This window comes from Kitasatospora fiedleri, assembly GCF_948472415.1.
In the GTDB taxonomy this organism is placed as follows: Bacteria; Actinomycetota; Actinomycetes; order Streptomycetales; family Streptomycetaceae; genus Kitasatospora; species Kitasatospora fiedleri.
Genome location: NZ_OX419519.1, coordinates 4,723,158 through 4,749,540, shown reverse-complemented (window position 1 = coordinate 4,749,540; position 26,383 = coordinate 4,723,158). Strand labels below are relative to the sequence as shown.

Sequence of the window (26,383 nt, the reverse complement as noted above, 5' to 3'; positions counted from 1 at the left end):
CTGGACGGTGATTGCTACCGGGCGGTACGCATCCGGTCAACGTCTCGTTAACGCGGGGGGCGTGCCCAACTAGCTTACGCGAAACAGGAGTTCGCCGTGCAGTACGGCGAACCAGGCGTCCGGGTCGGCGCCCCAGCGGGCCCAGCCGGCGGCGATCCGCTCCAGGTCGGCGGGGGTGGCCAGGCCCTCGGACACCGCGGTGGCGGCGGTCTTCGAGTGCACTGTGCGCTCGGCCCAGAGCCCCGACCACCAGGCCCGCTCGGCCTCGGTGGCGAAGGTCCAGCTGCTGGACGAGCAGCGCGGGTTGTCGCCGGAGTCGTCGGCCAGGCCGGCCGCGCGCGCCCAGGCCAGCAGTCGGCGGCCGGCGTCGGGTTCGCCGCCGCTGACCCGGGCGACCGCGTGGTAGAGGCTCAACCACTCGTCCAGCTCAGGCAGTTCGGGATACCAGGTCATCGCGGCGTAGTCCGAGTCGCGGACCGCGATCACCCCACCAGGGGCGGTGACCCGGCGCATCTCGCGCAGCGCGGCGACCGGGTCGGCCAGGTGCTGCAGCACCTGGTGGGCGTGCACCACGTCGAACGAGGCGTCGGCGTACGGCAGCCGGTACGCGTCGGCGACCTCGTACGACAGGTTGGTCAGCCCGCGCTCGGCGGCCAGCGCGGCGGCCTCGGCCAGCACCTCGGGGACCGGCTCGATGCCGACCACCCGGCCGTCCGGGCCGACCAGCTCGGCCAGGTCGGCGGTGATCGTGCCCGGGCCGCAGCCGACGTCCAGCAGCCGCTGCCTGGGGCGCAGTTCGGGCAGCAGGTAGGCGGCGGAGTTGGCGGCGGTGCGGCTGCGGTGCGAGCGCAGGACGGCGGCGTGGTGGCCGTGGGTGTAGCCGGACATGGCGGGTTCCCTCTCCCTCGAAGGCGACTCCTCCAGGATAGGAAAACGTTCCGCCTTTCGGACAATCTTGTTTCGTATGGTGAGATGCGTGCGTCATCGCCTGGCCCGGCGCGCCCTGCCGGGAGCAGAATCGTCGGCATGGGAAAGACTTATGAGCGCATCGATGCCAGGCTGCGCGCGTTCATCGAGAAACAGCCCGTCTACTTCGTCGCGACCGCCCCGCTGGCCGACGACGGCTTCCTCAACCTGTCCCCCAAGGGTCGGGCCGGCACCCTCGCCGTGCTCGACGAACTCACCGTCGCCTACCTGGACTTCGGCGGTTCGCACGCCGAGACCATCGCCCACCTGCGGGAGAACGGGCGGATCGCGCTGATGTGGTGCGCCTTCGAGGGCCCGCCCACCGTGGTGCGGGTGCACGGGCACGGCGAGCCGGTGTTCCGCGACGACCCGCGGTTCGCCGAACTGCTCGGCCGCTTCGACCCCGCCGCGGACGGCGCCGCGCTGCGCGCGATCATCCTGGTGCGGGCCGAGCGGGTCAGCGACTCCTGCGGGTTCGCCGTCCCGTTCATGGACTACCGCTCCGACCGGACGCTGCTCGCCGAGTATTTCGAGCGCAGGGGCGACGACCGGTTCAGCGAGTACTGCGAGGGCAAGGAGTACGTCGGCGTCAGCATCAACGGGCTGCCCGCCCTGCCGCTGCCGGTGCCGCCCCGGCCGTCCTGAGCCGACCTCCCGCTGCCGGTGCGGGGCGCGGGGGCGGGCGGGGCGCGGCGTACGGTGGGACTCCGTCCGCCCGCCGACCCTGGAGCCCCGCCCGTGCCCCGCCCCCACGTCCTGCTGAGCGCCGCGGTGTCGATCGACGGCCACCTCGACGACGCCTCGCCCGACCGGCTGCTGCTCTCCAACGCCGAGGACTTCGACCGGGTCGACGCGCTGCGCGCCGACAGCGACGCGATCCTGGTCGGCGGCGGGACGCTGCGCGCCGACGATCCGCGGCTGCTGGTCAACTCGCCGGAGCGGCGCGCCGTCCGGGTGGCCGCCGGGCGGCCCGCGTACCCGCTGAAGGTCACCCTGAGCGCGAGCGGCGCGCTCGCCCCCGGCCTGAAGTTCTGGCACACCGGCGGCGCCAAGCTCGTCTACACCACCGACGCCGCCGCGCCCGCGCTGCGCACCACGCTGGCCGGGGCGCCCGGCACCGAGGTGGTCGCCCTGGGCGGGGCGGTGCCGCTGGGCGCGGTGCTGGACGACCTGGGCGCGCGCGGGGTGCGCCGGCTGATGGTCGAGGGCGGCGGCAGCGTGCACACCCGGTTCCTCGCCGAGGGCCTGGCCGACGAGCTGCACCTGGCCGTCGCCCCGCTGCTGGTCGGCCAGGCCGACGCCCCCCGCTTCCTCTCCCCCGCCGCCTACCCCGGCGGCCCGACCCGCCGGATGCGGCTGCTGGGGGCACATACGGTGGGGGACGTCGTCCTGCTGCGGTACGCCCCGAAGGAGTCCCCCGATGACCACCAGTGACCGCACGCCCGCGCCCGACCGCGCGCCCGAACCCGACCGCACGCCCGAACCCGACCGCGAGCGCGACCTGCGGTGGATGCGCCGCGCCGTCGAACTGTCCCGGCGCTGCCCGCCGTCCGGGACGGCCTTCTCGGTCGGCGCGGTGGTGGTCGGCGCGGACGGCGAGGTGCTGGCCGAGGGCTACAGCCGCGAGGTGGACGCCGTGAACCACGCCGAGGAGGCCGCGCTCGGCAAGCTGCCCGCCGGCGACCTGCGGCTGCGCACCGCCACCGTCTACTCGACCCTGGAGCCCTGCGGGCAGCGCGCCTCCCGGCCGCACCCGTGCGCGGAGCTGATCGTCGCGGCCGGGGTGCCGCGGGTGGTGGTGGCCTGGCGGGAGCCCGCGCTGTTCGTCGAGGCGTGCCGGGGCACCGCGCTGCTGACCGGCGCGGGCGTCGAGGTGGTGGAGCTGCCGGAGCTCGGCGCGGAGGCCCGGGCGGTCAACGCGCACCTGGTGGGGTGAACGGCCGCCCCCGGCCGGTTTTGTACGATTGAGGAACAAACATTCGTACGAGGTCTCTCGAGGAGCCCCGATGCCCGTCCTCACCCCGCCGGTCCGGGCCGTCCTGCTCGACATGGACGGCACCCTGGTCAACTCCGACGCCGTGGTCGAACGCTGCTGGCGCCGCTGGGCCGAGCGCAACGGCCTGGACGGCGACGAGGTGATGCGGGTCGCGCACGGGCGGCAGGGCCACCTGACCATGGGCCTGCTGCTGCCCGACCGGCCGGTCGAGCAGAACCTCGCCGAGAACGCGGTGATGCTGGACGAGGAGAGCTCCGACACCGACGGCGTGGTCGAAGTCCCGGGCGCGGCCCGGCTGGTGGCCTCGCTGGCCGGACTGCCGCACGCCCTGGTGACCTCCGCCGACGACCGGCTCGCCCGGGTCCGGATGGCCGCCGCCGGCGTCCCGCTGCCGCCGCGGATGATCACCGCCGAGCACGTCGGCGCCAGCAAGCCCGACCCGGAGGGCTTCCTCAAGGCCGCCGCCGAACTGGGCGTCGCCCCCGCCGAGTGCCTGGTGCTGGAGGACTCCGAGGCGGGCATCGCCGCCGCCCGGGCCGCCGGCATGCCGGTGCTCGGCATCGGCCCGCGCGCCGCCGCCCACCGGCCAGACCACCACGTGGACGACCTGTCCGGCGTCCGCGTCACCGGCGCGGCGGACGGCCGGCTGGTGGTCGAACTACCCTGAGCGGCTACCGCTCGGGCCGGGCCGGGCCTCCCGGCGCGGCCGGTACGGGGTGACCGGTGCGTCCGGCTCGACCGCGGTGCAGGCCAGGCGTTCGCCGTCCGCCTCGACGGTCGACTCGACGAAGTCCATCCGGTCTCTTCTCGCTGGCGGGCGGTCGGGCGGGTGAGCGGTCGGCCGTCCGTCAGTCGGGGACGGCGAGGCAGAACGGGTGCCCGGCCGGGTCGAGCAGCGTCACCCAGTGCTCGCCGCCGGCCTGGTGCTCGGGCCTGGTCGCGCCCGCCGCCAGCAGGGCCGCCACCGCCGGGCCCAACTCCAAGACGGTGAAGTCGAGATGGGCCCGGGAGCCGTCCTCCGGCCAGTGCGGGGGCCGGTACCCGCCGATCCGCTGGAAGCCGATCCGCACCGGGCCCTCGCCGATGAACACGTAGCTCTCGCTGCGGTACGTCACCGGCCAGCCCGTCACCTGCTGGTAGAAGGCCGCCAACTGCTCGGGGTCGGCGCAGTCCAGCACCACCGAGCCGAGCGTGCCCACGGCCTGCGCCGTCCGTCGTTCCGTCACCGGCTCAGCGTGTCACGCCCCGCCGACAGCGGCTCCGCGGCGCGGTGCGTGTCGGGCGCCGGGCAGGGCGGCGGCGGGCAGCAGGCCGACGGCGGCGAGGGCGGCCAGGAGCGGCAGGGAGCCGTGCGTCCCGGCACCGGCGGCGGTCGCGACGCCCAGGGTCGGACCCATGTTCATCGCGGTCTGTTTCAGCCCGCCGACCGCGCCCGCGTACCCCGCCGGGGCGTCGCCGACCACGGTGCCGGTGGCCGTCACCATCACCGCCGCGAACCCCGCGCCCAGCAGCGCCGACGCCACCCCCGTGGCCGGGGCCGACCCGCCCCCGCCGCCCGGGCCGGCCAGCCCCGCGATGCCCGCCACCAGCAGCGCCACCCCCGCCAGCGCCGTCCGCCGGGGCGCCCAGCACCATCAGCGCGGTCAGCGGCAGCATCCGCAGCGCGGCATCCAACGGGCCCACGCCCAGGGCGTCCTGGAGCCGGAAGGTGGTGCTGAACAGGGTGCCGAACAGCCCCGCCGAGGCGGTCAGCAGCAGGACGAGGGATGCCGCCACCGGCCGCGACCGGACCACCGGACGCGGCACCACCGGGCTCGCGGCCCGCCGCTCGTGCGCCACCAGCACCGCCGACAGGGCCGCCGCGCCCGCCAGTTCGGCGGACGTCCCGCCCCAGCCGCGCTCCGGGACGCGGGAGAGCGCGTGCACCAGGACGGCCAGGGCGGCCGCGAGCAGGGCGGCGCCCGCCAGGTCGAGCCGCCGATCGTCGGAAGGCCCCTGACCGGAGGGCTCCGGCTCGGAGGGCTCCGGCTCGGAGGGCTCCGGCTCGGAGGGCTCCCGCTCGGGGCGCTCCCGCTCGGGGCACAGGGCGAAGGCCATGGCGGCGATCAGGGCGGCCACCGGGACGTTGATCCAGAACACCGCGCGCCAGCCGAACGCCTCCACCAGCACCCCGCCGAGCAGCGGGCCCGCGCCCGCCGCCACCGCGATCGCCCCGGTCCGGACGGCGACCGCCCGGCCGAGCCGCTCCGGCGGGCAGCACAGCCGCAGCAGCGCAAGCGTCCCGGGTTGCAGCAGCGCGCCGAACACGCCCTGCGCCACCCGCAGTCCGACCACCCAGCCGACGGTCGGCGCGAGCGCGATCCCGGCCGAGGACGCGCCGAAGCCGAGCACGCCCGCCAGCAGCGTCCGGCGGTGGCCGTACCGGTCGCCGAGCCGGCCCGCGAGCACCAGCAGGGCGGCGACGGCGACCAGGTAGCCGGTGCTCGTCCACTGCAACTGCGCGGTCGTGCAGCCGAGTTCGCGCCGCATGCCGGGCTGCGCCATCAGCAGCACCGTGCCGTCCAGGGCCACCAGCATGGCCGCGCCGGCGCTCACCGGCAGCGCGAGGCGGCTCACGCCGCACCGCCGAGGTGCGCGGCCAGCACCGCCTCCAGCAACTCCTCCTCGCGGCCCTCCCCCAGCATCAGCCCGGTGCTCCCCCAGCCCCGCAACTGCGCCAGCCCGTGCAGGTTCGCCCACAGCGCGGCCGTCGCCACCGGCGCCCGCTCCGCCTCCCCCGTGCACTCCCCCACCAGCCGCGCCAGTTCCCCGAACAGCGGCACCGTCGCCTCCCGCAACGGGGGCCGCCCCTCCCCGTCCAGCAGGTCGTGCCGGAACATCAGCTCGAACATCCCGCGCCGCTCGGCGGCGTACGCCAGGTACACCCGCGCTATCCCCGCCACCCGCGCCCGCGCGTCCCCCGCCCGCACCCCCGCGAACCGCCCCGCCAGCTCCTCGAACCCCCGCCGCGCCACCGCCGACAGCAACGCCCGGTGCGTCGGGAAGTACCGCCGCGGCGCGCCGTGCGACACCCCGGCCCGCCGCGCGATCTCCCGCAACCCGACCGCCCCCGACCCCTCCGCCAGCACCAGTTCGACCCCGGCGTCCACCAGTCGCTCCCGCAGGGGACGCTCCGCTCCACTCTCCATAGACACTGTCTACCAGCCATGAGCAGACAGTGTCTACCGACTACTCTGGGGACGTGACCTCACTGCCCGACTGGATGCGCCCACCGCGCGCGGAAGGCTGGTTCGCGGAGGATCTCGACTGCCTGCCCGAGGCACCGCGCCATACGGAACTGATCGACGGAGCGCTCGTCTTCATGACGTCCCCGCAGCGGTGGTGGCACGGCCACCTCGTCACCATGCTCACCGTCACCCTCATGCGGCAGTGCCCACCGGGGGTCAAGATCGGCCGGGAGATGACCGTCAGGCTCGACTCCCGCAACCGGCCCGAACCCGACCTGCTGGCGACCGACGCCCCGATCGACCGCGACCGCACCTGGCTCGCGCCCGAAGACGTCGTACTGGCCGTCGAAGTGGTCTCCCCCGAATCCGCCCACCGCGACCGCACCGTCAAACTCCGCACGTACGCGGAAGCCGGGATTCCCCACCACTGGCGCATCGAGGACGAGGACGGCCGCCCTGTCGCCCACGTCTACGAACTCGACGGGGCGACCGGGAGCTACGCCCCGGCCGGCATCTTCCGTGGCGCGCTCCGGCGCCCGGTGCCGTTCGACATCGACCTCGACCTCGACCAGCTCGTGGCCGACCTCTGAACTACCGCCCGTCCTCCCCGTACGGGCGCAGCACCATGAGCCCGTCCTCCGGGGCGGCGGCCATCGCGAAGGGGAAGCGGTCGAGCTCCAGGCAGAGCCGCACGTCGTCCGGGTGGACGCCTTCCCGGACGCCCTGGGCGAGTTCGGCCGCGGCGGTGGATTCGGCGGCGCGGCGGAGGTAGGGGGCGGGGTCGGGGGACGGGCCGGTGGCGCGGTGGGCGATGTACCGAGCGCAGGCGAGGTCCTCCTCGGCGCGGCCGTCCTCGCCGGTGACGACGAAGGTGGCCTCGGGACGGCCGTGCAGGGCGCGGGCGGTGGCTCCGGCGACCACGAAGCTCGCGCACAGCACCAGGTCGGCGCCGCGGACGGCGAGCGCGCCGACCGTTCCGGCGGTGGTCTTCTGCACGAGGGTGCGGCCGGTGAGGTCGGTGCCGCGAATCAGGCCGGGCGAGTTGACGGCGTCGAAGCCGGGCGCGGGCGGCCCGTCCTTGAGGGCGATCCACCCGGGGTGGCGCGCCTTCAGTTCCCGTGCTCCGTCGAGCGATTCGGCCAGCACGATCCGCTCGGCCCCCTGCGCGAAGGCCCAGGCCGCCGTGGTGAAGGCGCGCATCACGTCGATGACGACGGCGACGGACGGGGTGCCGGTGAGTTCGCCGACGGCGAGGAAGCGGGTCTCCATGCCGGCCATCCTCACCGGCCCGCCACCCCCGGCACCACCGGGTTTTCCGCCACCGGGGCCCGGGCCGGACGCGAACCGGTGGCCGTCGTCTCGCTGGAGGACCACGGCTCCCCCCGAGGAGACCGCCCACCTGTGGCACAGCCCTGCCGACGCGCGCCGCCCGCCGGCCTCCGTCGAGGAGCCGGAGGCCGCGGGCGGCACCGCGCCGAACCGGCAGCGACGGACTGAGGAGCACCTTCACCTCCCGCGCCCGGGAGGACCGCCTGCGGTCGCAGCCCGGGACCGCAGGGTCCCCGCGCGGACCGACACCCTCATCGTTACGGGAGCCGACACGACGAGCGGCTCCCCGGACCGGTGTCCGGGGAGCCGCTGCGGCCGCGGGTGCGGTCAGACGTTGAAGCGGAACTCCACCACGTCGCCGTCCTGCATGACGTAGTCCTTGCCCTCGATGCGGGCCTTGCCCTTGGCGCGGGCCTCGGGGAGGGAGCCGGCGGCGACGAGGTCGTCGAAGGAGGTGACCTCGGCCTTGATGAAGCCCTTCTGGAAGTCGGTGTGGATGACACCGGCGGCCTCGGGGGCGGTGGCGCCCTGCTTGATGGTCCAGGCGCGGGTCTCCTTGGGGCCGGCGGTGAGGTAGGTCTGCAGGCCGAGGGTGTCGAAGCCGACCCGGGCGAGGGTGGCGAGGCCGGGCTCGTCCTGGCCCATGGACTGGAGGAGTTCGAGGCCCTCGGCGTCGTCCAGCTCGATCAGCTCGGACTCGATCTTGGCGTTGAGGAAGATGGCCTCGGCGGGGGCGACCAGGGCGCGCTGGGCGTTCTTGAAGTCCTCGTCGGAGAGGGCGTCCTCGTCGACGTTGAAGACGTAGAGGAAGGGCTTCGAGGTCATCAGGTGCAGGTCGCGGACGGCGGTGGTGTCGAAGCCGGCCTCGAAGAGGGTCTTGCCGGTCTCCAGGACGGCCTGGGCGGCCTCGGCGGCGGCGAGGACGGGGGCGGTGTCCTTCTTGAGGCGGGCTTCCTTCTGGAGCCGGGGCAGCGCCTTCTCGATGGTCTGGAGGTCGGCGAGGATCAGCTCGGTGTGGATGGTCTCGATGTCGTCCTTGGGCGAGACCTTGCCGTCGACGTGGACCACGTCGGGGTCGGTGAAGGCCCGGACCACCTGGCAGATCGCGTTGGCCTCGCGGATGTTGGCGAGGAACTTGTTGCCCAGGCCCTCGCCCTCGCTGGCACCGCGGACGATGCCCGCGATGTCGACGAAGTCGACGGTGGCGGGGAGGACGCGCTGCGAACCGAAGATCTCGGCGAGCTTCTCCAGGCGCGGGTCGGGGACACCGACGACGCCGACGTTCGGCTCGATGGTGGCGAACGGGTAGTTGGCCGCCAGCACGTCGTTCTTGGTCAGGGCGTTGAACAGGGTCGACTTGCCGACGTTCGGCAGGCCGACGATTCCGATCGTGAGCGACATGGAGAGTGGTGTCCCGTGGCTTGGAGGGCGTCGTGGTGGCCCGTACGGGCCGATCCCCCAGTCTACGGGGCGCGCGCGGGGCCTCCGGCAGCGCGGTGGGGCGCGCTCCGGCCGGACACGGACAATTGCCGGGGAGCCATTACACAAGGTGTCGATGATCGGACCGTACGTTGGTCGGGTGGAGCAGAGCACCCGTACCCAGCCGCCAGGGCCGAGAAGGCGACCGCCCGGTCGGGGCGCCGCCGAGGCCGCCGTTCCGGGGCAGAGCGGGCCCCCCGACTCGCGGCTGCGGTCGGCCTCCGGCGCCCGGACCGGTCCGCCGGTCGTGCAGCGCGCGGCGCAGCGGCTGCTGGCGGCCCGGCGGCGGCGCGGCGGGAGCGGGCGGCCGGCCCGGCTGACCGCGGTGGGCACCGGGGTCGCGGCGGTGGCCGGGACGCTGGTGTCGGCGGGGGTGGACCGGCTGCTGTTCGGCGGGCTCGGGGTGCTGTTCGGGCTCGGCTATCTGGCGGTGTGCTTCCAGCTGGCCGTGCGGGTGCGGTACTCGGACCTGCCGGCGGCGCCGATCTGCGGGCCGATCGCCTTCGCGGCGGCGCTGGTGCTGTTGCAGCCGGGCCCCGCCCAGGGCGTGACCGGCGAGGTGGTGGCGCTGGCCGGCGGGCTGGCGCTGCGGGCGGGCTGGCTGTTCGCCGGCACCGCCCTGGCCGCCGCGATCGTCACCGCGCGTCACGTGGCCCAGCGCCGGCGGCACCGGGTCCGCTGAGCCCGCCGGGCCGCCCGACCGGCCCGGTCAGCCGACCGGGGGTTCGGGCGCGGGCACGGTGGGCCGCAGGCTCGCCGCCATGGCCGCGCCGACGATGCCCGCGTCGTTGCGCAGTTCGGCCGGGACGACCTCGGCGCGGCGGTCCTTGAGCAGCGGCAGGAACTTCTCGTGCTTGCGGCTGACGCCGCCGCCGATGACGACCAGCTGTGGGGAGAACAGCATCTCGACCAGGTCGAGGTACTCGTCGACCCGCCCGGCCCACTCGGACCAGCTGAGGTCGTGGCGCTCCTTGGCCGCGGAGGAGGCGCGCCGTTCGGCGTCCTTGCCGCGCAGTTCGAGGTGGCCGAGTTCGGTGTTGGGGACGAGCACGCCGTCGGAGAACAGGGCGCTGCCGATGCCGGTGCCGAAGGTGAGCAGCAGGACGACGCCCTTGCGGCCGCGCCCGGCGCCGTGGGTGACCTCGGCGATCCCGGCCGCGTCGGCGTCGTTGACGACGGTGGCGGGCAGGCCGAGCGCCTCGCTGAACCGGTGGGCGGCGTCCAGGCCGATCCAGCCCTTGTCGACGTTGGCCGCGGTCATGGTGCGCCCGTCGACGACCACGCCGGGGAAGGTCAGGCCGACCGGCCCCCGGTGGTCGAAGTGCCGGACCACCTCGCAGACCGCGCCGATCACCTCGTCCGGGCCGGACGGGTGCGGGGTGAGCACCTTGTGCCGCTCCTGGGCGAGCACGCCCTTGTCCAGGTCGACCGGTGCGCCCTTGATGCCCGAGCCGCCGATGTCCACGCCGAAGAACGTCGTCACTGCCGTCGCCTCCCGTACTAGCCGTGAGCATCCGCTGCCCGCCGGTCCTCGTACCAAACGTACGGGCGGAGCGGAACGGGCGCAGCCCTTGCGACGCGCGCGGTCCGGCGCCCTCCGGGGAGGGGGCCGGACCGCGGTCGGGGTGACGGGGGGTCAGAGCTTGCCGGCGGCCTCGGCGCGCAGGTCGCGGCGGAGCTCCTTGGGGAGCGAGAAGGTGAGGTGCTCCTCGGCGGTCTTGACCACCTGGACGTCCTCGAAGCCGTGCTCGGCGAGGAGCCGGAGCACGCCGTCGACCAGGATCTCCGGCACCGAGGCGCCGCTGGTCAGGCCGACCGTGGTGACGCCCTCCAGCCAGGCCGGGTCGATCTCCTCGGCGAAGTCGACCAGGTGGGCGGCCCTGGCGCCGTACTCCAGGCCGACCTCGACCAGCCGGACCGAGTTGGAGGAGTTCCTGGAGCCGACCACGATCAGCAGGTCGGCCTCGGGGGCGAGCTGCTTGACCGCGACCTGGCGGTTCTGGGTGGCGTAGCAGATGTCGTCGCTGGGCGGGGAGACCAGCAGCGGGAAGCGCTGCTTGAGGGCGCCGACGGTCTCCATGGTCTCGTCCACGGAGAGGGTGGTCTGGGAGAGCCAGACCAGCTTGGACTCGTCGCGGACCTGCACGTTGGCGACGTCCTCGGCGCCGTCCACCAGGTGGATGCGCTCGGGGGCCTCGCCCATGGTGCCGACGACCTCCTCGTGCCCCTCGTGGCCGATCAGCAGGATGTCGTAGTCCTCGTCGGCGAAGCGGCGGGCCTCCTTGTGCACCTTGGTGACCAGCGGGCAGGTCGCGTCGATGGTGGCGAGCCGGCCGGTCTCGGCCTCGTCGTGCACGGACGGGGCCACGCCGTGGGCCGAGAAGACCACGATCGAGCCCTCGGGCACCTCCTCCGTCTCGTCGACGAAGATCGCGCCCTGCTTCTCCAGGGTCTGCACGACGTACTTGTTGTGGACGATCTGCTTGCGGACGTAGATGGGCGCCCCGTACTGCTCCAGGGCCTTCTCCACGGCGATCACGGCGCGGTCGACACCCGCGCAGTAGCCACGGGGGGCGGCGAGCAGGACACGGCGCTGAGCACTGGTGGACATGGCTCCATCGTACGGGCGAGTCCCGCGGGGGGCGGACGCGCGCCGCCGCCGCCGGACGGGTGCGGCCGGGTGGAATGGCCAGGGTGAGCACACAGGCGAGCACGGCTGGGCTGCGGCGCACCCTCGGGGTGCGGGATCTGATGGTGTACGGGCTGCTGTTCATCGCCCCGATGGCGCCGGTCGGCGTGTTCGGCGTGCTGGACGCGAAGAGCCACGGCGCGGTGGCGGCGGTGTACCTGGTGGCGACGGTGGCGATGGGGTTCACCGCGCTGTCGTACGCCGAGATGGTGCGGGCGGTGCCGCGGGCCGGCTCGGTGTTCGCGTACGCCCGGGCCGGGTTGGGCGAGGGGCCGGGGTTCGTCGCCGGGTGGATGGCGATGCTCGACTACCTGCTGATCCCGGCGGTGGCGTACCTGTTCTCCGGGATCGCGCTCAACTCGCTGGTGCCGGACGTCTCGCGCTGGGTGTGGACGGTGCTGGCGGTGCTGGTCACCACGGCGCTCAACCTGACCGGGGTGCGGACGGCGGCGGTGGTCGGGTTCGCGGTGCTGGCGATGGAGGTCGTGGTGCTGGCGGTCTTCGTGGTCGCGGCGGTGGTGGTGCTGGCCCGGGACGGGGCGGCGCGCGACTGGGGGTCCCCGTTCGGGGGAGTCGGCGGGTTCTCGTTGACGGCGGTGCTGTCGGCGGTGTCGGTGGCGGTGCTCTCCTACCTGGGCTTCGACGCGATCGCCTCGTTCGTCGAGGAGGCGGTCGGCGCGTCGGCGGCGGTGGCCCGGGCGGTGCTGTGGTGCCTGGCGCTGGCCGGGCTGCTGTTCGTGACGCAGACCTACCTGGCGGCGCTGCTGGAGCCGACGGCGCCGCAGCAGCTGGCGGCCGACCCGGAGGCGCAGGGCTCGGCGTTCTACGACACCGTGGAGTCCGCGGTCGGGCACTGGCTGCACGTGCTGATCGCGGTGTCCAAGGCGATCGGGGCGGCGTTCGCGGCGCTGGCCGGGCAGGCGGCGGCCGGGCGGCTGGTGTTCGCGATGGGGCGGGAGGGGCGGCTGCCGCGCCTGCTGGGCGTGGTGGACGAGCGGACGGCGGTGCCCCGGCGGGCGCTGCTGACCGCGGCCGTGATCACGCTGGTGGCGGCGGTCTGGGCGGCCCGCCGGGACGACGGGCTGGACCAGCTGACCTCGGTGGTGAACGTCGGCGCGCTGACCGCGTTCGTGCTGCTGCACGCCTCGGTGGTGGGCTGGTACGTGGTGCGCGGGGGCTCGCGGGACTGGCTGCGGCACGGGGTGGTGCCGGTGCTGGGGGTCGCGGTGCTGGTGGCGGTGCTGGTGGAGGCCGCGCACACCGCGCAGGTGGTGGGGGCGGTGTGGCTGGCGGTGGGGCTGGTGGTGCTGGTCGCCCAGCGCGGGCGGAACCGGGCGCGCGGGAGCGGGACGCGCCCCTGAGGTGTCCCGCCCGGGGGCTAGCCTCGGGGGATGGCCAACACGAGCAGTCCTGAAGCGCCCCTGCCGGTGGGCAAGGTCTCGGCGTTGATCGGCGGATGGGTCGACCGGCTGGGCGAGGTCTGGGTGGAGGGACAGATCGCGCAGCTGAACCGGCGGCCGGGGGCGGGCATGGTGTTCCTGACCCTGCGCGACCCGGACCGGGACGTCTCCCTGACGGTGACCTGCTTCCGGCAGGTGTTCGAGCAGGTCGCGGACGCCGTGCAGGAGGGCGCCCGGGTGATCGTCCGGGCGAAGCCGGAGTGGTACACGGCGCGCGGCACGCTCTCGCTCCGGGCCTCCGAGCTGCGGCTGGTCGGCCTGGGTGAACTGCTGGCCCGGCTGGAGCAGTTGAAGCGGCGACTGTTCGCCGAGGGCCTGTTCGAGGACGCCCGGAAGCGGCCGCTGCCGTTCCTGCCGGGCTGCGTGGGCCTGGTCACCGGCCGGGGTTCGGCGGCCGAGCGGGACGTGCTGGAGAACGCCCGGCGGCGCTGGCCGGCGGTGCGCTTCGAGGTGCGCAACGTGCTGGTGCAGGGGCCGCAGGCGGTGGGCCAGGTGTGCGCGGCGGTGCGGGAGTTGGACGCGCTGCCGGAGGTCGAGGTGATCGTGGTGGCCCGCGGCGGCGGCAGCGTGGAGGACCTGCTGCCGTTCTCCGACGAGGAGCTGGTGCGGACGGTGGCGGCGGCCCGGACGCCGGTGGTGAGCGCGATCGGGCACGAGCCGGACCGGCCGCTGCTGGACTTCGTCGCGGACTTCCGGGCCTCCACGCCGACCGACGCGGCGAAGCGGGTGGTGCCGGACGTGGGCGAGGAGCTGGCGAAGGTGCGGCAGTTGCGGGACCGGGCGCGGCGGCACGTGCTGAACCGGGTGGAGCGGGAGTCCGCGGGGCTGGCCGCGGTGCGCAGCCGCCCGGTGCTGGCGGCGCCGGCCGAGGCGGTGGCGGCCCGCGGGGCGGAGGTGGACGCGCTGGTGGAGCGGGCCCGGCGGGTGCTGGGGCACCGGCTGGACCATGCCCAGACCGACCTGGGGCACGCCCTGGCCCGGGTGGTGGCGCTGTCGCCGCTGGCCACCCTGGAGCGCGGGTACGCGGTGCTGCAGCGGGCGGACGGCACGGTGCTGACCGATCCCGGGCAGGCCGCGACCGGCGAGGCGCTGCGGGCCCGGGTGGCGGGCGGCGCGTTCGAGGTGCGGGTGGCCGGGGCTGAGGAGGCCGGGGCCGAGGAGGCCGGGGCCGGGCCGGACGGGGAAGCCGGGGAGGAGACCGCCGGGGCGGCGGGCTGACGGTCCGTCGACCGTCCGGAACCGGCTCGCGGAATTGCCCGCGAGCCCCCCTCCGCGCGGAAATCGGCGGGAATTGCCGGCGCTTTCCCGGGAACTGCTTGCACCGGGTCGGGACGGGTCCTAGTGTGACGGCCCTTCCCTTTTCCGGCGTTTTCCGGAGGTTTGGCATGGACGTCCCCCCGGCGGGCCGACCGGCGGTGACGCCCGCGCTGATCGAGGCCGCGAAGTCCGGGAACCGCGAGGCCTGGGCGGTCATCTACCGGTGCCACCACGGCGCGGTGCTGGGGTTCCTGCTGCGCCGGACCGGGAACCGCCCGCTGGCCGAGGACCTGGCCCAGGACACTTTCGTCCGGGCGATGGCGGGAATTCGCGGTTTCCACTGGACGGGCACGGATATCGGCGCGTGGATGTTCACCATCGCCCGCCACGTGCTGCTGGACCACGAGAAACGGCGTTCCACCCGGCGCGAGTCGACGGTGGCGGCGGTCGCGGACCGGGATTCGGGGTGCGGGTCGAGGAGGCGGTGATCGCGGCGGTGGAGGCGGAGCGGGTGGGCGCGGCGCTGGCGGTGCTGAACGAGCGTCAGCGGGCGGTGCTCCGGCTGCGCTACTGGGACGGGCTGAGCTCGCTGGAGATCGCGGACCGGATCGGGCTGCGGGTCGGCGCCGTCAAGACGCTGACCTACCGGGCCCGGCTGAACCTGCGCCGATCGCTGGCCGAGGGCGCGCCGCCCCCGGCCCGGCACGGGGTGGGGCCGCGCCGCCGGACGGCGGGGGCGGGGACTGCGGACACGGCGGGGTCGGCGGTCCGGACGGCGGGTCAGGCGGTCGGCGGGCGCCGCCGGGAGGGCGCGGTGGAGTGCTCGCGGAAGCCGCGGCCGCGGTAGGGGCCCCGGTGCGGGCCCGGGCGCGGGGTGCTCAGGTCCGGCAGAGCGGAACAGAGCGGAGCGGAACAGGCCGGGGCGGACGCGGGCCGGGGTGCGCCGGGTTTGTCGGGAGCAGCGCCTACCCTGGGCGGCATGGCAGATCAGCGCGGTCAGCGGGAAGCGGGTCCGGAGCAGGCGCTCGGGTACGAGCAGGCGCGGGACGAGCTGCTGGAGGTGGTCCGGCGGCTGGAGACCGGCGGGACGACGCTGGAGGAGTCGCTGGCGCTGTGGGAGCGCGGCGAGGAGTTGGCTAAGGTCTGCCAGCGCTGGCTGGACGGCGCCCGGGCCCGGTTGGACGCGGCGCTGGCCGCCGGGGAGCCCGCCGAGGAGTGACGGCCGGCCGCCCGGGGCGGCGGCGGGGCTGTGAGGTACGTCACCACCCCGTGCGGGAATGGTTTAAGTTTCATCGAAGTTGCACCTCAGCGTGCGGCACCCCAGCCGCCGACCGGACCCCGTCTCCATCTGAGGTAGGACACAGACATGACCCTGGCACTCGACGCCGCCGCTCAGGACCTGCTCTTCCGCGAGGCCCGCACCGCCAACACCTTCTCGGACGAGCCGGTCAGCGACGAGCAGGTCCAGGCGATCTACGACCTGGTGAAGTTCGGCCCGACCGCCTTCAACCAGCAGCCGCTGCGCATCGTCCTGGTCCGCTCCGAGGAGGGCCGCGCCCGCCTCGTCCAGCACATGGCCGACGGCAACAAGGCCAAGACCTCCGGCGCGCCGCTGGTCGCCATCCTGGCCGCCGACAACGAGTTCCACGAGGAGCTCCCGACCCAGCTGCCGCACTTCCCGCAGGCGAAGGACATGTTCTTCTCCGAGCGCGCGGTCCGCGAGTCCTCCGCCACCCTGAACGGCGCCCTGCAGGCCGCCTACTTCATCATCGGCGTCCGCGCCGCCGGCCTGGCCGCCGGCCCGATGACCGGCTACGACGCCGAGGGCATCAACAAGGAGTTCTTCGGCGACGGCGAGCACTCGGTGCTGGCCGTGGTCAACATCGGCAAGCCGGGCGAGGACGCCTGGTTCCCGCGCAGCCCGCGCCTGGCCTACGACGAGGTCGTCACCACCGTCTGATCCTCCCGGCCGCCGGCGCTCCGCCGGCACCGGTGACCGCGAAGGCCCCCGCCGTTCCCCGGCGGGGGCCTTCGTCGTGCGCTGCGGTCGTGGACTGCCTCCGCGCGTCGCCGTCGCGCGCTACCGGAGCGTCTCGGCGAGCCGGGCGAGCTCCTCGTAGGAGGCGGTGCCGGTGAGCACCGTGGTGCCGGTGTCGCCGGCCGGGCGGACCAGCGCCCGGTAGCGGTCGCCCTGCACCCGCTGCCACTCCTGGCCCGCCACCGTGGCGGTGCCGTCCGGCTCGGCGCCCGGCACGTTCAGCGCCACCACGTCCGCGGACTTGCCGTCGCTCTGCTCGACCGCCGCGTACTGGCCGGAGGCGGTGTTCAGGCCCAGGTGCCAGGCGGCGCGGCCCTTGTCGTCCCGGCCGTAGCTGACCGAGGTGGCCTTCCAGCCGTCCGGGAGCTGCTCCGGTCCGAGCAGCGGGTACGGCGCGGCCCGCTTCGCCGAGGCCAGTTCGACTTGGTACGGCACCGCGTGGACGCCGTTCTTGCCGTCCGCGCTGGGGATCGAGAAGTACGCGACCACCACCACGACGCCGACCGCCGCCATCGACAGGACCATGTCCCGTACCGTCTGACGGCCCCTGTTGCTGCTGTTGCCTGCCACCCGCCCATGGTAGGCGGCGCTTACGCGGGCATCGCGTGCCGGGGCGGGGCGGGACCGGGCGGGAGGGGCGGACGGGGCGGGCGGGGCGGGGTGGCGAGGCCGGTGAGGGGTACGCGGGGAGTGCGCCACAGACACCCCTTCCACCTGCCGATACGATCGCAGCAACCCTCATCGCAGTGCCGGTGACCCTCCGCGTCCCGGTGCTGTCTGGCCGTCGCGTACAGAGAGGTAACGACGATGACCACGCAGTACCCGCACCACCTCCCCTCCGCTCTGGAGGTCGCTCCGGAGGCCCCCGACCGCAACCTCGCCCTCGAACTGGTCCGGGTCACCGAGGCCGCCGCGATGGCCGCCGGCCGCTGGGTCGGCCGGGGCGACAAGAACGGCGCCGACGGCGCGGCCGTGAAGGCCATGCGCACCCTCGTCTCCACCGTCTCGATGAACGGCATCGTCGTCATCGGCGAGGGGGAGAAGGACGAGGCCCCGATGCTCTACAACGGCGAGCGGGTCGGCGACGGCACCGGCGCCGAGTGCGACGTCGCCGTCGACCCGGTGGACGGCACCACCCTCACCGCCAAGGGCATGAACAACGCGGTCGCGGTCCTCGCGGTCGCCGACCGCGGCACCATGTTCGACCCCAGCGCGGTGTTCTACATGGACAAGCTGGTCTGCGGCCCCGAGGCCGCCGACTACGTCGACATCACCGCCCCGCCCGCGGTCAACATCCGCCGAGTCGCCAAGGCCAAGGGCTCCGCCGTCGAGGACGTCACCGTCGTGGTGCTGGACCGGCCCCGGCACGACGACCTGGTCCGGGAGATCCGGGAGGCCGGCGCCCGGATCAAGTTCATCTCGGACGGCGACGTGGCCGGCGCGATCATGGCCGCCCGCGAGGAGACCGGCATCGACCTGCTGATGGGCATCGGCGGCACCCCCGAGGGCATCATCGCGGCCTGCGCGATGAAGTGCATGGGCGGCGTCATCCAGGGCAGGCTCTGGCCGAAGGACGCGGCCGAGCGGCAGAAGGCGCTGGACGCCGGGCACGACCTGGACCGCGTCCTGACCACGGACGACCTGGTCAGCGGCGAGAACGTGTTCTTCGTCGCGACCGGCATCACCGACGGCGAGCTGCTGCGCGGCGTCCACTACCGGCAGGAGACCGCCACCACCTCGTCGCTGGTGATGCGCTCCAAGAGCGGGACGATCCGCCGGATCGACTCCACCCACAAGCTCGCCAAGCTGCGGGCGTACAGCGCGATCGACTTCGACCGCGCCAACTAGCGCTGGCGCGCGGGCGCGGAGTCGGGGGCGCGGTTCCCCGCGCCCCCGGTTCCGTGCTCCTGGTGCCGTGCTCCTCGGTGCGGTCCCGCGGCGTCCGGCGCGGCGGGCGTCAGCCGGCTATCCGGGCCGGGACGCGGATCTCCGTGTCCCGGCGTCGGCGGCGGGTGAGGACGACCCGGCGTTCGGCGGCGGTGAGGCCGCCCCAGACGCCGTAGGGCTCGGGCTGGGCGAGGGCGTGCTCGCGGCATTCGAGCAGGACCGGACAGCGGGCGCAGACCCGCTTGGCCTGCTCCTCGCGGGAGAGCCGGGCGGCCGTCGGCTCCTTGGAGGGGGCGAAGAACAGCCCGGCCTCGTCGCTGCGGCAGGCGGCCGAGGTGTGCCAGGGGTTGTCGTCCACGTCCGGCTGGGCCGCCGGGCGGCGGGCGGCGGCGGTGGCGCTGGACTCGATCGGATGCAGCACGGTGACTCCTGACCAGGCTCAAGGCTCGGGGACAATGTCGCCTCCTGCCCGACTGCCCCGTGCTCCCTCGCCGTGGCACCGTCGCCGACCCGCGGGGTCACAGCCGTACAGGAACGATGTGCGAGGGGAACTACCCCGCCGCTCCCGGATTCATGCACACCGCACGCAATCGACTACGCCCTGCACTCGGGACAACGACGAGTGCCGCCCGGCGAGTTGACGCCCCGCCGGTGACCGCGCAGGTCAGCTGTCGAGCTGCCGGCGCACCCACTCCTTGAGCTTCTTGCCGCGGCGCGGCTTGGCGTCGACTCCGCCGAACACCGCGGCGCCCTTGACCCGGACCACGGGCGCGTACGGGTCGGCGGAGGTCTGCTCGCGGACCTCGAAGCCGCCGAACACCCCGGCGCCGCCGCCGTGCAGGCTGACGTTCTCGGGGACCCGGATGTCGACCCCGCCGAACACCGAGACCACCTCGATGACCACCTCGGGGGACTCGAAGACCGCGTCGGTGAGGTCGATCTCGATGCCGCCGAAGACGGCGACCGCCTTGAGGTGGGAGCCCACCCGCCAGCGGCCCTTGCGGGCGGCGCCGCCGAACACCGCGACCATGGTGGGCGCCTCGGCCCGGGCCGGGGGCAGCGCGGGCTGCGGCGCGGGAGCCCGGTCGTCCAGCGGGGCCTTGGTGAGGTTGTGCCGGATCGGCCCGGGATGGCCGGGGAGGTCGCGGGTGAGGGGCTCCAACTCGCCGAAGGTGCGGGCGCCGTAGGCGGCCTCGATGCGTTCGGCGTGCTCGTCGACGGTGAGCCGGCCCTCGGCGTAGGCGTCGCGGAGCAGGTCGGCGACGCGTTCGCGGTCGGCGTCGGAGGCGCGCAGTTCGGCGGCCAGGTCGGTACCGGGGGTCCGGTCGGGAGCCGGTGCGGGCTCGTTCTTCGGCAGCGGGGCGGGCAGCGGGCCCTGCGGGTCCTGCACGGGAGAGTTGTCCACGTCACAAGCCTAGCGAGCCGACCCCGGAACCGAACGGCGGTTCGACGCAATGCGCGTGACGCCGGTCACGCAGGCCGACCTTACCGCCGGGGGCGCGGACAGGTGCGCCTAACCTGGAGGGTGCCTCGTCGACGAAGCCGAAAGAACCGAAGGATCACCCCATGGCCCCAGAGTTCGCCTACCGCGACCTGCTCCCGCTCGGCACGGACACCACTCCGTACCGCAAGCTCACCTCCGAGGGGGTCTCGACCTTCGAGGCCGGCGGTCGCACCTTCCTGCAGGTCGAGCCGGAGGCGCTGCGGCTGCTGACGGCCGAGGCGATGCACGACATCTCGCACTACCTGCGCCCGGCACACCTGGCGCAGCTGCGCCGAATCCTGGACGACCCGGAGGCCAGCCCGAACGACCGGTTCGTGGCGCTGGACCTGCTGAAGAACGTCAACATCTCGGCGGGCGGCATCCTGCCGATGTGCCAGGACACCGGCACCGCGATCGTGATGGGCAAGCGCGGCCAGCACGTGCTGACCTCCGGCGAGGACGAGGCGGCGATCGCCCGCGGCGTGTTCGACGCGTACACCAAGCTCAACCTGCGGTACTCCCAGATGGCTCCGGTGACCATGTGGGACGAGAAGAACACCGGCAACAACCTGCCGGCCCAGATCGAGCTGTACGCCACCGACGGGGACGCCTACAAGTTCCTGTTCATGGCCAAGGGCGGCGGCTCGGCCAACAAGTCGTACCTGTACCAGGAGACCAAGGCGATCCTCAACGAGGCGTCGATGCTGAACTTCCTGGAGCAGAAGATCCGTTCGCTGGGCACCGCGGCCTGCCCGCCGTACCACCTGGCGATCGTGGTCGGCGGCACCAGCGCCGAGTTCGCCCTGAAGACCGCGAAGTACGCCTCCGCGCACTACCTGGACAACCTGCCCACCGGCGGCGACGCGCGGACCGGGCACGGCTTCCGCGACCTGGAGCTGGAGCAGAAGGTCTTCGAGCTGACCCAGAAGATCGGCATCGGCGCGCAGTTCGGCGGCAAGTACTTCTGCCACGACGTGCGGGTGATCCGGCTGCCGCGGCACGGCGCCTCGCTGCCGGTCGCGATGGCGGTGTCCTGCTCGGCGGACCGCCAGGCGCTCGGCAAGATCACCGCCGAGGGCGTGTTCCTGGAGCAGCTGGAGACCGACCCGGCGAAGTACCTGCCGGAGACCACCGACGAGCACCTGAACGACGACGTGGTGCGGATCGACCTGAACCGGCCGATGGCCGAGGTCCGCGCCGAGCTGTCCAAGTACCCGGTGAAGACCCGGCTCTCGCTCACCGGCACGCTGGTGGTGGCCCGCGACATCGCGCACGCCAAGATCAAGGAGCGGCTGGACGCCGGTCAGGGCATGCCGCAGTACCTGAAGGACCACCCGGTCTACTACGCGGGCCCGGCCAAGACCCCGGAGGGCTACGCGTCCGGCTCGTTCGGCCCGACCACGGCCGGGCGGATGGACTCCTACGTCGACCAGTTCCAGGCGGCGGGCGGCTCGATGGTGATGCTGGCCAAGGGCAACCGCTCCAAGCAGGTCACCAAGGCGTGCGCCGAGCACGGCGGCTTCTACCTGGGCTCGATCGGCGGCCCGGCGGCCCGGCTCGCGCAGGACTGCATCAAGAAGGTCGAGGTGCTGGAGTACCCGGAGCTGGGCATGGAGGCGGTCTGGCGGATCGAGGTGGAGGACTTCCCGGCGTTCATCGTGGTGGACGACAAGGGGAACGACTTCTTCGCCGAGGTCACCGACGGCCCGCTGATCACCAACCTGCGGGTGCGTTCGGCGCAGTGACGCCGGCCGCGCGCTGAAACGGGACGAGCCCCGGCCGGTGAGGGCCGGGGCTCGTCCCGTTCACGCGGGCACGGGTCACGGGCAGTTGCCGATGACGCCGAGCGGCTCGAAGGTCTCGCCGTCCTCGGTCTTGATCTGCTCCACGGCCGGCGCGACGGGCTGCCCTTCGGCCAGCACCTCCAGGGCGTGCTCGATCGCGTTCGGGTCGGCGGCGTCGGCGGTGTGCTCGACCGGGGCCGGGGTCTGCTCGGCCTCGGGAACGGTGGTGGTGGTCTCGTCGGCCATGGGGCGGGCCGCCTTTCAGCTGAGAGGGTTCGATCACCCGGACGACTGTGCCCGGGCGCGCGGACAGTATCGTAGGAACCGCTAAATGTCTTATAAACGTTGCACCGCGCATCCACTTGGTGGATGTTTGCGCGCTTCCTCATAAGCTGTCGCCCCCGCACGACCGGCGGCGGCGTGGGGAACAGACGGTTCATCGGCCACAGGGGAGGACATGGAGCATCAGGACACGCGCTCCGCCGAGGCGTTGCGTTTCCAAGTGCTCGGCCCTGTCCAGGCGTGGCGCGGTGACGCGCCGCTGGCGCTCGGATCGCCGCAGCAACAGGCCGTGCTGGTGGCCCTGTTGCTCAGCGAGGGCCGTCCGGTGACCACCGACGACCTGGTCGACGGCATCTGGGGGGAGCGCACCCCGCCGCAGGCGGTGGCCGCGCTGCGCACCTACGTCTCCCGGCTGCGCTCGGTGCTGGAGCCGAACCGGGCCGCCCGCAAGCCCGCCGAGGTCCTGGTCTCGATGACCGACGGCTACGCGCTGCGGATTCCGGCCGACGCCCTGGACCTGACCGACTTCGAGCACCGGGTCGCGGACGCCGGGGCCGCCCGGGGCGACGGCGGCCTGCGCTCCGCCCACGACACCCTGGTCGCCGCGCTCGACCTGTGGCGCGGCCGCCCGCTGCCCGGCGTGCCGGGCCCGTACGCCGAGACCCAGCGCAACCGGCTGGCGGAACGGCAGCTCGCGGTGGCCGAGGAGCGCTGCGCACTGGCCCTGGAGATCGGCCTGCACGCCGACGTGGTGGCCGAGTTGAACGCACTGTCCGCCGCGTACCCGCTGCGCGAGCGGCTGCGCGAACTGCTGATGCTGGCGCTGTACCGCAGCGGCCGGCAGGCCGAGTCGCTGGGTGTGTACGCGGACACCCGGAAGCTGCTGATCGACGAGCTGGGCGTGGAACCGGGCGGCGGACTCTCCGCGGTGCACGCCCGGATCCTGGCCGGCGACCCGGAGCTGCTGGCCACCTCGGCCGCCCCGCCGAAGGCCGCCGAGGAACCGCCCGCCTTCGTTCCGCCCGCCCAACTCCCGGCCGACGTCTCGGACTTCAGCGGCCGCAACAAGCTGGTCGGCGAGCTGCGGGACGTGCTGAGGGCGGGTTCCGGCCAAGCCGTCGTGGTGACCTCTCTGGCCGGCATCGGCGGCGTCGGCAAGACCACCCTCGCGGTGCACGTGGCGCACTCGCTGCGGCCGGACTTCCCGGACGGGCAGCTGTACGTGGACCTGCGCGGCGCGGGCGCCTCCCCGGCCGACCCGGCCGTGGTGCTCGGCGACTTCCTGCACGCGCTCGGCGCGTCCGACGCCCCCGACTCGCTGGACCAGCGCGCCGCGCTGTACCGCTCGCTGCTGGCCGACAAGCGGATGCTGATCCTGCTCGACAACGCCCGCGACGCCGGGCAGCTGCGGCCGCTGATCCCCGGCGTCTCCGGCAACGCGGTGATGGTGACCAGCCGCTCCCGGCTGGCCGAACTGCCCGGCGCGCACCTGGTGGACATCGAGGAGCTGACCCCGGACGAGGCGCTGGCGCTGTTCTCGGCGATCGTCGGGGCCGAGCGGGTCGGCGCCGAACCCGAGGCTGCGCTCCAGGTGGTGACCTCCTGCGGCTTCCTGCCGCTGGCGGTCCGGATCGCCGCCGCCCGGCTGGCCAGCCGTCCGCGCTGGAGCGTCTCCGACCTGGCCCGGCGGTTAGCGGACCAGCGCAACCGGCTCCAGGAGCTCCAGCTCGGCAACCTCGCCGTGGAGACCACCCTGGGGCTCGGTTACGCCCAGCTCCGTACCGAGGAGGCCCGGGCGTTCCGGCTGCTCGCCCTGGTCGACTCCCCCGACCTGCCGCTGCCCGCCGTCACCGCACTGCTCGGCACCTCCGAGCAGGAGGCCGAGGACCTGGCGGAGTCCCTGGTCGAGGCCAACATGCTGGAGTGCTTCACCCCCGGCCGGTACCGGTACCACGACCTGCTGCGCCTGTACGCGCAGCGGCAGAACGCGAAGCTGGGGGACGTCGACCAGCAGCAGGAGGCGCTGCTGCGGCTGCTGGACCTGCTGCACGCCACCGTGCGCAACGTCCAGCAGGTGATCGAACCGGACGACCTGGCCATCGAGCCGCTGCACCGAGCCGACTCGACCGGTCAGTCGTTCGCCGACGGCAACGCGGCCCGCGACTGGCTCCGGTCCGAGATCGGCGTGCTGCTGGGTGCCGTCGAGGCCGCCGCCGATGCCCCCCTCGGTCTGCTGCAACCCGCCGTGGACATCCTGCAGACCCTGACGTTCGTGAGCGAGGACCCCACGCTCGCCCCGCGGGTCCTCGCCATGCTCCGGGCGGCCGCGGCGAGTCCGGTGGTGCTGCGGGACCCGGAGACCCTGGCCTGCGTGCACCACGCGCTCGGCCAGATCCACCGGACCGCCTCCGAACTCTCCGAGTCGGAGGAGTCACTGGCCCGCAGCCTGGCGCTGCAACCCTCCGACCGGGCCACCACGCTCCGGCTGTCCACCGCCAACGGCCTGGCCATCACGCTGATCCTGGCCGGTCGGCCCGCCGAGGCCCTGTCCCTCTACCAGCAGGCGCTGGAGGTGGTCCACCAGTTGGACTCCCCGATCGGCGAGGCCCGGCTGCTCGCCAACATGGCCCGCGCCCACGTCGGCCTGGACCGGCACGCCGAGGCGGTGGACGCCGCGCGCGCCGCGGTGGCGGCGGCCCGGGCGTCCGGGAACGTGCCGTGCCTGGCGGACACGCTCTACCAGTTGGGCGTGGTGCTGCGCTCGACCGGTTCGCCGGGTGAGGCGGCGGTGCACCTGCGGGAGGCGCACCAGCTGTACCGGCAGCAGCAGCACCCGATCTGGGAGGGCTACTCGCTGGCCCGGCTGGCGGCCTGCCTGCTGGCGGACGGCCGGTTCCCGGCGGCGGCGGAGGCGGCCGAGGAGTCGCTGTCGATCGCCCAGGAGATCGAGGCCGCGTACTGCCAGGGCATGGCGAACGCGGCGCTGGGCGAGGCGCTCCTGGAGCTGGGGCAGCCCTCACGTGGGCTGGCGTGCCTCCAGGAGGCGCTCACGGTGTTCACGCGGCTCGGTGTGCCCGAGGCCCAGCCCGTGCAGGACCTCATCACGTCTCGGCACACCGAGCCTCCCCCTCCCCCTGTTCCCCCCACCGCGCCCTAGGCCCGGTCCGGTCGATCTTGTCGGATCAGCGCGCGGCGTCGGGCGCCCGGCTGGGAGTGCCGGCGGAACGCCCTCGTACTGGGTGTACTCGGGTGTTTCGCCGGTGCTTCCAGCCGGGATGATCCGGCGTCGCGCGCCCGGCAAGATCGGCCGGACAGGGCCTGGGCTCCCGTTCCCCCCTGGTGTTCCCCCCTGGCGGAAGCCCGTCCCCCCGGAGCGTCAGCGTCCCCGCAGCCCCCGGCTGCGGGAACGCTTTGACGCTTCCCCGGCGCTGAGAAGACTCTGACAGGTCGCGATTGACGTTCGATAAACGCCTGCGGCCGGGCCGTCGATCCGGCGTCGGCGCAGGTCACCGCCCTGCCGCCGGTGCGCCATGCGGCGCGCGGCGCGGTGGCGCGCTCCGTCGCGGGCCCCGGTGTGCTTCCCCTGGCGGGCGATAAGCGCCCAACGGCGCACGAGTTGGCCGGAAACGGACTCCACGGTCCGGTGATCGCGTTTATTCTCGAAGGCCAGGGTCGGGAGTGGAGTGCGGGCCACGACGGGCAGGGCAGGACGCGCGCGGGAGAGGTGCCCAGATCATCGTGACGGACGAACAGACCGCTGCCGCCGACGACGCCGGCCCGGCGTCCGCGGCGGGTGCGCGCCGGGAGGAACGGGCCCGCCGGGCCGCCGTGTTCGACGCGGTCGGGGCCCGCTACCAGGAGGTGTTTCCGGCCAGGGCCGGGCAGCTCGCGTGCGGCGACTGGCTGCTGGCCGAACTCCCGCCCGGGGCCCGGGTGCTGGACGTGGGCTGCGGGGCCGGCGAGCCGACCGCCCGCCAACTGGCCGACGGCGGGCTGCGGGTGACGGGCGTCGACCTGTCCGAGGGCATGCTGGCGCGGGCCCGGGCGGCCGTCCCGGCGGCGGAGTTCCACCGGATGGACGTCCTGGACCTGGGCCTGGACGGCGCCGCGTCCCGCTGGGGCGTCAAGGAGCTGGGCCCGGACGGGAACGGCTCGCTGGACGCCGCGACCGCGTTCTTCTCGCTGCTGATGCTGCCCCGGGCCGAGATCGCCGAGACGCTCGGCCGGCTCCGCGCCCTGCTGCGCCCCGGCGGCCTGCTGGCGCTGGGCATGGTCGAGGCGGACCTGGACGACGCGCCGCTGCCGTTCCTGGAGCAGGAGATCCGGGTCAGCGGCTACCTGCGCGAGGAGCTGGCCGGGCTGCTGGAGCGCAGCGGCTTCGCGGTGCGGGCGGTGGACAGCCGGTCGTACGCGCCCGCCGGGTCCGCGCAGCCGCCGGAGACCCAGCTGTACCTGCGCTGTCGGCGCACCGGCTGACGAGGCGTCGGCTTCCGTCCCCGAGACCAC

General features: G+C 74.2%; 28 protein-coding genes and 1 pseudogene. 16 read left to right on the top strand and 13 right to left on the bottom strand.

The annotated features are described in order from the left end of the window. Nucleotides 1-69 precede the first annotated feature (69 nt). Complete coding sequence (locus QMQ26_RS21985; RefSeq protein WP_282202441.1) at nucleotides 70-888, bottom strand: methyltransferase domain-containing protein; 819 nt, start codon at nucleotides 886-888, stop codon at nucleotides 70-72. A gap of 138 nt (nucleotides 889-1,026) precedes the next feature. Between QMQ26_RS21985 and QMQ26_RS21980 the strand changes: the two genes are divergently transcribed. The 4 genes from QMQ26_RS21980 to QMQ26_RS21970 all read left to right on the top strand — a co-directional run bounded on the left by QMQ26_RS21980 (nucleotide 1,027) and on the right by QMQ26_RS21970 (nucleotide 3,629). Then, on the top strand, nucleotides 1,027-1,611 hold the full coding sequence (locus QMQ26_RS21980) for a pyridoxamine 5'-phosphate oxidase family protein (RefSeq protein WP_100836520.1): 585 nt from the start codon (nucleotides 1,027-1,029) through the stop codon (nucleotides 1,609-1,611). Between the two features lie 93 nt (nucleotides 1,612-1,704). Continuing rightward, nucleotides 1,705-2,400 carry a RibD family protein gene (locus QMQ26_RS37500; protein ID WP_318552007.1) on the top strand — a complete coding sequence of 232 codons (696 nt, stop codon included), beginning with the start codon at nucleotides 1,705-1,707 and terminating at the stop codon, nucleotides 2,398-2,400. After that, complete coding sequence (locus QMQ26_RS37495) at nucleotides 2,387-2,902, top strand: deaminase (RefSeq protein ID WP_318552006.1); 516 nt, start codon at nucleotides 2,387-2,389, stop codon at nucleotides 2,900-2,902. Before QMQ26_RS37500 ends, QMQ26_RS37495 begins: the two co-directional genes overlap by 14 nt. A gap of 70 nt (nucleotides 2,903-2,972) precedes the next feature. Next, nucleotides 2,973-3,629: an HAD-IA family hydrolase gene (locus QMQ26_RS21970; RefSeq protein WP_100836523.1), complete on the top strand. Its 657-nt coding sequence runs from the start codon at nucleotides 2,973-2,975 to the stop codon at nucleotides 3,627-3,629. Here QMQ26_RS21970 and QMQ26_RS21965 read toward each other — a convergent pair. The 4 genes and pseudogenes from QMQ26_RS21965 to QMQ26_RS21950 all read right to left on the bottom strand — a co-directional run bounded on the left by QMQ26_RS21965 (nucleotide 3,621) and on the right by QMQ26_RS21950 (nucleotide 6,150). After that, nucleotides 3,621-3,758 (bottom strand): hypothetical protein, encoded by a 138-nt coding sequence (locus tag QMQ26_RS21965; RefSeq protein ID WP_282202440.1) that lies wholly within the window; start codon nucleotides 3,756-3,758, stop codon nucleotides 3,621-3,623. The two genes, QMQ26_RS21970 and QMQ26_RS21965, sit on opposite strands and share 9 nt — an antisense overlap. A gap of 52 nt (nucleotides 3,759-3,810) precedes the next feature. Continuing rightward, nucleotides 3,811-4,188, bottom strand: a complete 378-nt coding sequence (locus QMQ26_RS21960; protein WP_159073079.1) for a VOC family protein — start codon at nucleotides 4,186-4,188, stop codon at nucleotides 3,811-3,813. A 12-nt stretch (nucleotides 4,189-4,200) separates the two neighbouring features. Beyond that, nucleotides 4,201-5,539 (bottom strand): annotated as a pseudogene (locus QMQ26_RS21955) (MFS transporter). 35 nt (nucleotides 5,540-5,574) lie between these two features. After that, the gene (locus tag QMQ26_RS21950) at nucleotides 5,575-6,150 is read right to left on the bottom strand and encodes a TetR/AcrR family transcriptional regulator (protein WP_282202439.1); all 576 of its coding nucleotides are present in this window, start codon (nucleotides 6,148-6,150) and stop codon (nucleotides 5,575-5,577) included. Nucleotides 6,151-6,203: 53 nt separating this feature from the next. On the opposite strand from QMQ26_RS21950, the gene QMQ26_RS21945 reads away from it, so the two are divergent. Next, on the top strand, nucleotides 6,204-6,779 hold the full coding sequence (locus QMQ26_RS21945; RefSeq protein ID WP_282202438.1) for a Uma2 family endonuclease: 576 nt from the start codon (nucleotides 6,204-6,206) through the stop codon (nucleotides 6,777-6,779). 1 nt (nucleotide 6,780) lies between these two features. On the opposite strand, the gene QMQ26_RS21940 is transcribed toward QMQ26_RS21945, so the two are convergent. After that, nucleotides 6,781-7,458 carry a 2-phosphosulfolactate phosphatase gene (locus QMQ26_RS21940; RefSeq protein WP_282202437.1) on the bottom strand — a complete coding sequence of 226 codons (678 nt, stop codon included), beginning with the start codon at nucleotides 7,456-7,458 and terminating at the stop codon, nucleotides 6,781-6,783. Between the two features lie 387 nt (nucleotides 7,459-7,845). Beyond that, nucleotides 7,846-8,919 (bottom strand): redox-regulated ATPase YchF, encoded by a 1,074-nt coding sequence (gene ychF, locus QMQ26_RS21935; protein WP_282202436.1) that lies wholly within the window; start codon nucleotides 8,917-8,919, stop codon nucleotides 7,846-7,848. A 325-nt stretch (nucleotides 8,920-9,244) separates the two neighbouring features. On the opposite strand from ychF, the gene QMQ26_RS21930 reads away from it, so the two are divergent. Then, a complete protein-coding gene (locus QMQ26_RS21930) occupies nucleotides 9,245-9,679 on the top strand; it encodes a DUF6542 domain-containing protein (protein WP_282202435.1) in 435 nt (144 codons plus the stop codon). A gap of 27 nt (nucleotides 9,680-9,706) precedes the next feature. Here the strand turns inward: QMQ26_RS21930 and ppgK are convergent, their stop codons facing one another. Together ppgK and QMQ26_RS21920 are read right to left on the bottom strand one after the other, a co-directional pair. Then, complete coding sequence (ppgK, locus tag QMQ26_RS21925; RefSeq protein ID WP_100836531.1) at nucleotides 9,707-10,480, bottom strand: polyphosphate--glucose phosphotransferase; 774 nt, start codon at nucleotides 10,478-10,480, stop codon at nucleotides 9,707-9,709. A gap of 153 nt (nucleotides 10,481-10,633) precedes the next feature. Then, nucleotides 10,634-11,608, bottom strand: a complete 975-nt coding sequence (locus QMQ26_RS21920) for a 4-hydroxy-3-methylbut-2-enyl diphosphate reductase (RefSeq protein WP_100836532.1) — start codon at nucleotides 11,606-11,608, stop codon at nucleotides 10,634-10,636. 74 nt (nucleotides 11,609-11,682) lie between these two features. Between QMQ26_RS21920 and QMQ26_RS21915 the strand changes: the two genes are divergently transcribed. The 6 genes from QMQ26_RS21915 (at nucleotide 11,683) to QMQ26_RS21890 (ending at nucleotide 16,363) form a co-directional block, all read left to right on the top strand. Then, nucleotides 11,683-13,047 (top strand): APC family permease, encoded by a 1,365-nt coding sequence (locus tag QMQ26_RS21915; protein ID WP_282202434.1) that lies wholly within the window; start codon nucleotides 11,683-11,685, stop codon nucleotides 13,045-13,047. 30 nt (nucleotides 13,048-13,077) lie between these two features. Further along, nucleotides 13,078-14,364: an exodeoxyribonuclease VII large subunit gene (gene xseA / locus QMQ26_RS21910; RefSeq protein ID WP_282202433.1), complete on the top strand. Its 1,287-nt coding sequence runs from the start codon at nucleotides 13,078-13,080 to the stop codon at nucleotides 14,362-14,364. A gap of 167 nt (nucleotides 14,365-14,531) precedes the next feature. Beyond that, on the top strand, nucleotides 14,532-14,891 hold the full coding sequence (locus QMQ26_RS21905) for an RNA polymerase sigma factor (protein WP_282202432.1): 360 nt from the start codon (nucleotides 14,532-14,534) through the stop codon (nucleotides 14,889-14,891). Further along, on the top strand, nucleotides 14,870-15,250 hold the full coding sequence (locus QMQ26_RS21900; protein ID WP_282202431.1) for an RNA polymerase sigma factor: 381 nt from the start codon (nucleotides 14,870-14,872) through the stop codon (nucleotides 15,248-15,250). Before QMQ26_RS21905 ends, QMQ26_RS21900 begins: the two co-directional genes overlap by 22 nt. Nucleotides 15,251-15,382: 132 nt before the next feature. Beyond that, complete coding sequence (locus QMQ26_RS21895) at nucleotides 15,383-15,622, top strand: exodeoxyribonuclease VII small subunit (protein ID WP_282202430.1); 240 nt, start codon at nucleotides 15,383-15,385, stop codon at nucleotides 15,620-15,622. 147 nt (nucleotides 15,623-15,769) lie between these two features. Further along, a complete protein-coding gene (locus QMQ26_RS21890) occupies nucleotides 15,770-16,363 on the top strand; it encodes a malonic semialdehyde reductase (RefSeq protein ID WP_100836538.1) in 594 nt (197 codons plus the stop codon). 120 nt (nucleotides 16,364-16,483) lie between these two features. On the opposite strand, the gene QMQ26_RS21885 is transcribed toward QMQ26_RS21890, so the two are convergent. Further along, complete coding sequence (locus QMQ26_RS21885; protein WP_282202429.1) at nucleotides 16,484-17,011, bottom strand: DUF4245 domain-containing protein; 528 nt, start codon at nucleotides 17,009-17,011, stop codon at nucleotides 16,484-16,486. Between the two features lie 237 nt (nucleotides 17,012-17,248). Between QMQ26_RS21885 and glpX the strand changes: the two genes are divergently transcribed. Continuing rightward, a complete protein-coding gene (gene glpX / locus QMQ26_RS21880; RefSeq protein WP_100836540.1) occupies nucleotides 17,249-18,289 on the top strand; it encodes a class II fructose-bisphosphatase in 1,041 nt (346 codons plus the stop codon). A gap of 109 nt (nucleotides 18,290-18,398) precedes the next feature. Here glpX and QMQ26_RS21875 read toward each other — a convergent pair whose 3' ends face one another. Both QMQ26_RS21875 and QMQ26_RS21870 read right to left on the bottom strand, forming a co-directional pair. Beyond that, on the bottom strand, nucleotides 18,399-18,749 hold the full coding sequence (locus QMQ26_RS21875) for a WhiB family transcriptional regulator (protein WP_100836541.1): 351 nt from the start codon (nucleotides 18,747-18,749) through the stop codon (nucleotides 18,399-18,401). Nucleotides 18,750-18,992: 243 nt separating this feature from the next. After that, nucleotides 18,993-19,733, bottom strand: a complete 741-nt coding sequence (locus tag QMQ26_RS21870) for a DUF1707 SHOCT-like domain-containing protein (protein WP_100836542.1) — start codon at nucleotides 19,731-19,733, stop codon at nucleotides 18,993-18,995. A 161-nt stretch (nucleotides 19,734-19,894) separates the two neighbouring features. Between QMQ26_RS21870 and QMQ26_RS21865 the strand changes: the two genes are divergently transcribed. Further along, complete coding sequence (locus tag QMQ26_RS21865) at nucleotides 19,895-21,556, top strand: fumarate hydratase (RefSeq protein ID WP_282202428.1); 1,662 nt, start codon at nucleotides 19,895-19,897, stop codon at nucleotides 21,554-21,556. A 75-nt stretch (nucleotides 21,557-21,631) separates the two neighbouring features. Here the strand turns inward: QMQ26_RS21865 and QMQ26_RS21860 are convergent, their stop codons facing one another. Continuing rightward, nucleotides 21,632-21,841 carry a hypothetical protein gene (locus QMQ26_RS21860; protein WP_100836544.1) on the bottom strand — a complete coding sequence of 70 codons (210 nt, stop codon included), beginning with the start codon at nucleotides 21,839-21,841 and terminating at the stop codon, nucleotides 21,632-21,634. Nucleotides 21,842-22,052: 211 nt separating this feature from the next. Between QMQ26_RS21860 and QMQ26_RS21855 the strand changes: the two genes are divergently transcribed. Then, on the top strand, nucleotides 22,053-25,034 hold the full coding sequence (locus QMQ26_RS21855; RefSeq protein ID WP_282202427.1) for an AfsR/SARP family transcriptional regulator: 2,982 nt from the start codon (nucleotides 22,053-22,055) through the stop codon (nucleotides 25,032-25,034). A 581-nt stretch (nucleotides 25,035-25,615) separates the two neighbouring features. Then, the gene (locus QMQ26_RS21850) at nucleotides 25,616-26,353 is read left to right on the top strand and encodes a class I SAM-dependent methyltransferase (protein ID WP_282202426.1); all 738 of its coding nucleotides are present in this window, start codon (nucleotides 25,616-25,618) and stop codon (nucleotides 26,351-26,353) included. Nucleotides 26,354-26,383: the final 30 nt, after the last annotated feature.

What these genes read in the sequence shown, in the direction of transcription:
- QMQ26_RS21905 (WP_282202432.1), top strand. Translation starts at nt 14,532, where the DNA reads ATGGACGTCCCCCCGGCGGGCCGACCGGCGGTGACGCCCGCGCTGATC.
- QMQ26_RS21965 (WP_282202440.1), bottom strand. Translation starts at nt 3,758, where the DNA reads ATGGACTTCGTCGAGTCGACCGTCGAGGCGGACGGCGAACGCCTGGCC.
- QMQ26_RS21970 (WP_100836523.1), top strand. Translation starts at nt 2,973, where the DNA reads ATGCCCGTCCTCACCCCGCCGGTCCGGGCCGTCCTGCTCGACATGGAC.
- QMQ26_RS21985 (WP_282202441.1), bottom strand. Translation starts at nt 888, where the DNA reads ATGTCCGGCTACACCCACGGCCACCACGCCGCCGTCCTGCGCTCGCAC.
- QMQ26_RS21855 (WP_282202427.1), top strand. Translation starts at nt 22,053, where the DNA reads ATGGAGCATCAGGACACGCGCTCCGCCGAGGCGTTGCGTTTCCAAGTG.
- glpX (WP_100836540.1), top strand. Translation starts at nt 17,249, where the DNA reads ATGACCACGCAGTACCCGCACCACCTCCCCTCCGCTCTGGAGGTCGCT.
- QMQ26_RS21980 (WP_100836520.1), top strand. Translation starts at nt 1,027, where the DNA reads ATGGGAAAGACTTATGAGCGCATCGATGCCAGGCTGCGCGCGTTCATC.
- QMQ26_RS37495 (WP_318552006.1), top strand. Translation starts at nt 2,387, where the DNA reads ATGACCACCAGTGACCGCACGCCCGCGCCCGACCGCGCGCCCGAACCC.
- QMQ26_RS21915 (WP_282202434.1), top strand. Translation starts at nt 11,683, where the DNA reads ATGGCCAGGGTGAGCACACAGGCGAGCACGGCTGGGCTGCGGCGCACC.
- QMQ26_RS21920 (WP_100836532.1), bottom strand. Translation starts at nt 11,608, where the DNA reads ATGTCCACCAGTGCTCAGCGCCGTGTCCTGCTCGCCGCCCCCCGTGGC.
- QMQ26_RS21860 (WP_100836544.1), bottom strand. Translation starts at nt 21,841, where the DNA reads ATGGCCGACGAGACCACCACCACCGTTCCCGAGGCCGAGCAGACCCCG.
- QMQ26_RS21890 (WP_100836538.1), top strand. Translation starts at nt 15,770, where the DNA reads ATGACCCTGGCACTCGACGCCGCCGCTCAGGACCTGCTCTTCCGCGAG.
- QMQ26_RS21940 (WP_282202437.1), bottom strand. Translation starts at nt 7,458, where the DNA reads ATGGAGACCCGCTTCCTCGCCGTCGGCGAACTCACCGGCACCCCGTCC.
- QMQ26_RS21865 (WP_282202428.1), top strand. Translation starts at nt 19,895, where the DNA reads ATGGCCCCAGAGTTCGCCTACCGCGACCTGCTCCCGCTCGGCACGGAC.
- xseA (WP_282202433.1), top strand. Translation starts at nt 13,078, where the DNA reads ATGGCCAACACGAGCAGTCCTGAAGCGCCCCTGCCGGTGGGCAAGGTC.
- QMQ26_RS21895 (WP_282202430.1), top strand. Translation starts at nt 15,383, where the DNA reads ATGGCAGATCAGCGCGGTCAGCGGGAAGCGGGTCCGGAGCAGGCGCTC.
- QMQ26_RS21950 (WP_282202439.1), bottom strand. Translation starts at nt 6,150, where the DNA reads ATGGAGAGTGGAGCGGAGCGTCCCCTGCGGGAGCGACTGGTGGACGCC.
- ychF (WP_282202436.1), bottom strand. Translation starts at nt 8,919, where the DNA reads ATGTCGCTCACGATCGGAATCGTCGGCCTGCCGAACGTCGGCAAGTCG.